This window comes from uncultured Methylobacterium sp. (assembly GCF_964244095.1).
In the GTDB taxonomy this organism is placed as follows: Bacteria; Pseudomonadota; Alphaproteobacteria; order Rhizobiales; family Beijerinckiaceae; genus Methylobacterium.
The window spans coordinates 1-4,714 of sequence record NZ_CAXTHR010000214.1 but is presented as its reverse complement, the minus strand read 5'-3'; the positions used below and the strand labels follow the sequence as shown (position 1 = coordinate 4,714).

5 protein-coding genes, 1 other RNA gene and 1 pseudogene are annotated in these 4,714 nt (G+C 73.8%); 4 read left to right on the top strand and 3 right to left on the bottom strand.

The window, feature by feature from the left end; translation table 11 throughout:
• A partial coding sequence (locus ACFE86_RS21190) for a magnesium chelatase domain-containing protein (RefSeq protein ID WP_375457291.1) occupies positions 1 to 236 on the bottom strand: 236 nt, incomplete at its 3' end.
• Between the two features lie 173 nt (positions 237 to 409).
• Here ACFE86_RS21190 and ffs point away from each other — a divergent pair.
• The 3 genes from ffs to ACFE86_RS21175 all read left to right on the top strand — a co-directional run bounded on the left by ffs (position 410) and on the right by ACFE86_RS21175 (position 2,871).
• An RNA gene (gene ffs / locus ACFE86_RS21185) (signal recognition particle sRNA small type) lies at positions 410 to 508 on the top strand.
• A 68-nt stretch (positions 509 to 576) separates the two neighbouring features.
• Entirely contained in the window at positions 577 to 2,481 is a 1,905-nt protein-coding gene (locus ACFE86_RS21180; RefSeq protein WP_375457290.1) for a DNA polymerase III subunit gamma/tau, read from the top strand.
• A gap of 66 nt (positions 2,482 to 2,547) precedes the next feature.
• A complete protein-coding gene (locus ACFE86_RS21175; protein ID WP_375457289.1) occupies positions 2,548 to 2,871 on the top strand; it encodes a YbaB/EbfC family nucleoid-associated protein in 324 nt (107 codons plus the stop codon).
• A 46-nt stretch (positions 2,872 to 2,917) separates the two neighbouring features.
• Here ACFE86_RS21175 and ACFE86_RS21170 read toward each other — a convergent pair whose 3' ends face one another.
• Together ACFE86_RS21170 and ACFE86_RS21165 are read right to left on the bottom strand one after the other, a co-directional pair.
• Positions 2,918 to 3,946: a GNAT family N-acetyltransferase gene (locus ACFE86_RS21170; protein ID WP_375457288.1), complete on the bottom strand. Its 1,029-nt coding sequence runs from the start codon at positions 3,944 to 3,946 to the stop codon at positions 2,918 to 2,920.
• A gap of 105 nt (positions 3,947 to 4,051) precedes the next feature.
• Positions 4,052 to 4,444 (bottom strand): annotated as a pseudogene (locus tag ACFE86_RS21165) (DUF2780 domain-containing protein); the annotation flags it as partial.
• A gap of 130 nt (positions 4,445 to 4,574) precedes the next feature.
• On the opposite strand from ACFE86_RS21165, the gene ACFE86_RS21160 reads away from it, so the two are divergent.
• On the top strand, positions 4,575 to 4,714 hold a 140-nt coding region (locus ACFE86_RS21160), incomplete at its 3' end, for a helicase HerA-like domain-containing protein (RefSeq protein WP_375457292.1).

The following is a 4,714-nucleotide window of genomic DNA, read 5'->3' as shown; positions in this document are numbered from 1 at the left end:
TGCGAGCCCTCCTTCGGCAGGTCGGCGGGCGCGAGGTTCACGGTGATGCGCTTGGCCGGCATCGCCAGGCCCGAGGCGATCAGCGCGCCGCGCACGCGCTCGCGCGATTCGCCCACCGCCTTGTCCGGCAGGCCGACCACGTTGAAGTGCACCGCGCCGGGGATGATCTGCACCTGCACGTCGACGGCGCGCGCCTCGATGCCCTCGAAGGCGACGGTGGCGACGCGGGTGACCATGGGTTCGGGTCCTCGGGGCTCGCGGCCTCGGCTCGGGGAATGGAAGCCTAGGCGGGGGGCCGCGGGGTGACAACCTCGGGAACGGTCCGGCACCGGCCCGGTCCGCTGCCGGCCGCCGATCCGAGGGCGCGACCCACGCTTGCGTTCGCGGAACCGCCCGGCCATATAGGCCGCGGGGGGTTGGCGAGGGACGTTTCACTCGCCAACCGGGTCAGGTCCGGAAGGAAGCAGCCCTAACGAGACCGAGCGGGTCTTCGTCCAGCCTCCCACCCGTTCCACCGCCTGAGGCCGCGGGCCGTTCACGCCCGCCGCGGCGGTCAGCAGCACCGATCCGGACGGAATGGACGCGAGCACCGGCACGCCTGACGACGAGCCGGGCCTGCCCGGTTTTCCGGCGCCCGCCCTCGCGCCGACGCCGTATCGCGTGCTGGCGCGAAAATACCGGCCCAAGGATTTCGACGACCTGATCGGCCAGGGCGCGATGGTGCGCACCCTCGGCAACGCGTTCGCGGCCGGGCGCATCCCGCAGGCGTGGATGCTCACGGGCGTGCGCGGGGTCGGCAAGACCACCACCGCGCGCATCCTCGCCCGCGGCCTGAACTACGCCCCCGCCGGCGCGCCCGACACCGGGCCGACCATCGCGATGCCGGGCCTCGGCATCCACTGCCAGGCGATCATGGAATCGCGGCACATGGACGTGCTGGAGATGGACGCCGCCTCGCATACCGGCGTCGACGACATCCGCGCGATCATCGACGGCGTGCGCTATGCGCCGGTCTCGGCGCGCTACAAGGTCTACATCATCGACGAGGTCCACATGCTGTCGGGCAACGCGTTCAACGCGTTCCTGAAGACGCTGGAGGAGCCGCCGCCGCACGCCAAGTTCGTGTTCGCGACCACCGAGATCCGCAAGGTCCCGATCACCATCCTGTCACGCTGCCAGCGGTTCGACCTGCGCCGCGTCGAGGCCGACGTGCTCTCGGCGCACCTCCGGAAGATCTGCGCGGCCGAGGGCGTGTCCGCCGAGGACGAGGCGCTAGCCGCGATCGTCCGGGCGGCGGAGGGCTCGGTGCGCGACGCGCTGTCGCTGCTCGACCAGGCGATCGCCCACGGGGCCGGCGCGGTCGGCGCCTCGGGCGTGCGCGACATGCTCGGGCTCGCCGACCGCGCCCGCATCGTCGACCTGTTCGAGGCGGTGATGCGCGGGGACGTGCCGGCCGCCTTCGCCGAGCTGCGCGGCCAGTACGAATCCGGCGCCGACCCGTCGGTGGTGCTCTCGGATCTGGCCGCCTTCACCCACCTCGTCACCCGGCTGAAACTGGCGCCGGAGGCGGCCGCCGCCGACCCGACGCTGAGCGCGATCGAGCGCGGGCGCGGAGCCGAGTTCGCGCGCCGGCTTCCGGTGCGCGCCCTGTCGCGGGCCTGGCAGATCCTGCTGAAGGCGATCCCCGAGGCGCAGACCGCGACCCGGCCGCTCGCGGCGGCCGAGATGGCGTTGGTGCGGCTCGCCTACGCCGCCGACCTGCCGACGCCGGACGAGGCTTTGCGGCAGCTCAGGGCCGAGGCGCTGGCCGCCGGTGCGCAGGAGGGCGACGCACCGGCCGACACAGCCCTCTTCCCGGCGCCCCGCACCGTCATGCCCGCGCCCCGCATCGTCGCGCCCGCGCCGCGGCCATCGTCGGTGCCCGTCGCATCGCCGACCGCCGTCATTACCCCGCCCGCGCCGCCGCCCGCCCCGCCGCCCCGTCCGGCCCTCGTGCCGCCGCCGGCGGCGCCGGCCCGGCCCGCCGAGCCGGCCGGCCCGCGGCTCGCCCGCTTCGAGGACGTGGTCGCCCTGGCCGACGCACGGCGTGACATCCTGCTGAAGTCGGCCCTCGAGCGCGAGGCGCACCTCGTGCGCTTCGAGGAGGGCCGGATCGAGTTCCGGCAGGCCGAGGGCGGGCGCGCCTCGCTCCACGCCGAGCTCGCCAGGGCGCTCGAACTCTGGACGGGACGCCGCTGGATCGTCACGCCGTCGCAGGAGCGCGGGGCGCCGACCCTCGACGCGCAAGGCCGTGCCGCGGTCGAGAGCCGCCGCGAGGACGCCGCGAGCCACCCCCTCGTGCGCGAGGTGCTGGCGCGCTTTCCCGGCGCGCGGATCGTCGACGTGCGCGACAACGCACCCGACGCCGCGGCGGCGGCCGGGCTGGACGTTCCCGCAAGCCTCGATGCGGCCGGCAGCGAGGAGGCCGAGGACGACGCCTGACGCTGGCATCCGTGCGGCCGGGTCCCTAGATCAGGCAATCCTCACCCGAAGACGAGACCGATCCGCATGCGCGACCTCATGGGCATCATGAAGCAGGCTCAGGCCATGCAGGAGAAGATGGCCGGCATCCAGGCGGAACTGGACACGGTCGCGGTGACGGGCGCCTCCGGCGGCGGATCGGTGCGGGTGACGATGACGGCCAAGGGCCTCGTGACGGCGGTGGCCATCGACCCGGCCCTGATGGTAGCCGACGAGCGCGAGATCCTGGAGGACCTCGTCCTCGCCGCCGTCAACGACGCGCGGGGCAAGGCCGAGCGGACGGCGCAGGAGCACATGGCCGAACTGACCAAGGGCCTGCCGCTGCCGCCCGGCATGAAGCTGCCGTTCTGAGGACCCGCGACGCGGCGGGCAGCGGCGCCGCCGGAAGCCGGAGCCCCTACGCCGCCCGCCTGTCCGCGGCCGGAGCGAAATGGTCGTGGTAGCGCGCCCCGATCGCGCCGACCGGCAGGACGACGAACACGTCGGTGGTGCCGAACTGCCGGTCGATCACGGCGCCGTCGCCGAAGGTCGCGCCGAGGCGGAGATAGCCCTTGATCAGCGGCGGCAGGGCCTGGAGCGCCGCCTTAGGGCCGATCGCCTCGCGGCTGAGGCGGTCCATGGGGACGTGGCGGTCGGGGAGCGCGCGCGCGCGCCAGCCGTCGGGGGCCCGGGCATGGTGGTGGAGGAAGCTCAACGGGAGCGCGAGGCGGTCCGGATCGGTGCCCTCCAGGCTGGCGCAGCCGAGCAGCGCGTCGATGCGGTGGTGCAGCACGTAGGCGTAGATGCCGGTCCAGAGCAGTTCCACCGTGCGCTTGGTGCGGTAGGGCTTCAGCACGCAGGAGCGGCCGAGCTCCAGCAGCCGCTTTCCCGGATGGGCCGCGAGCAGGGGCGCGAGGTCGTAGGCGCCCGCCGAGTAGAAGCCGAAATGGCGCTCGGCCGCCTCGCCGCGGAGCAGGCGGTAGGTGCCCACCACCTTCGGGCGGGCACGGCGGAACGGCGTCCCGTCCGTCGCGTCGTGGTCGATCACCAGCAGGTGGTCGCAGACCGCGTCGTAGGCGTCCGCGTCGCGGCGCGACAGCATCGCCCGGCCGGTCGGGATCGCCGACATCTCCTCGTAGAACACTTGGTAGCGCAGGCGCTGGGCGCGGCGGATCTCGGATTTCCGGGTCGCGAGCCTCACCTCGAGACTGCCGATGCGGCCGAGGCCCGGCCCGAGGTCGAGGATTGGGCGCGACGTTTTCAGCCGGATCGGCGTGGCGCCCGGCGGGATCAGGCTGCGGCCGCCGAAGCCCGGCAGGCCGCCGTCCGCGGACGTGCGCGCGCGCCTGGCGATCGGGGACTCGGCGCCGCTCCGGCCCGGCGCCCAGCCGTTGGCCCGGATCGCGTCCCAGGCGGCAGAGGCCCCGCGCGCAAACTTCGCGACCATCGTCGACGCCTATCCAGGGCCCGGTGCGCCCCCGCGGGACGACCGGCTCCGGGCCTCGGAGCCGGACAGAACCACGAAGCGCGCACGCTTTTATGACAGCGGCCTTCAGACGAACTGGCTCAGGCCCGGCACCGCGCCGACGATCGGCCCCATCACGTCCTCGCCCGCCGTCTCGCGGCCGTAGGCGAACAGCTCCTGCCCGAGCGGCTGCATCTGGCCCATCGGCACGCCGGCCGCCATCAGCTTCTGGCCGAGCGCCATCACGCCGCCGCCCATCATGCCGCCGAGCATGCCCATCAGCCCGCCGCCGCCCTCCTCGGCGTTCGACGTGGCGACGAGGGACTCCGAGCCCGGCATCGCCGCCATGAGCTGGCTCACCTCGGTGGCCGGGCCCTCCTTTTGCAGGAAGGCCAAGATGTGCCCGATCGCGGTCTGCGCCGTCGCGGCGTCGAGCCCGGTGCGGTTGGTCACGCGGGCGATCAGTTCTTCCATGGTCGAAGGCTCCCGAGGATGTCCCGCCGTCCTTCGGGCCTCGTGCGCGGGAAATCAAGCGCGGGCGCCCGCATCTGGCAAAGCCCGCCGCGCACATCCATAACCATCGGCGCGAGGCTGGCGGGGAATCGGGCTGATGGCGGGCGACGGCACGATCCTGGTCGGCAAGAGCATCCCGAAGACCGGCATCCCCAAGCCCGAGGTGCTGACCCTCAGGCTCGCCAACCGGCACGGGCTGGTGGCCGGCGCCACCGGCACCGGCAAGACCGTGACGCT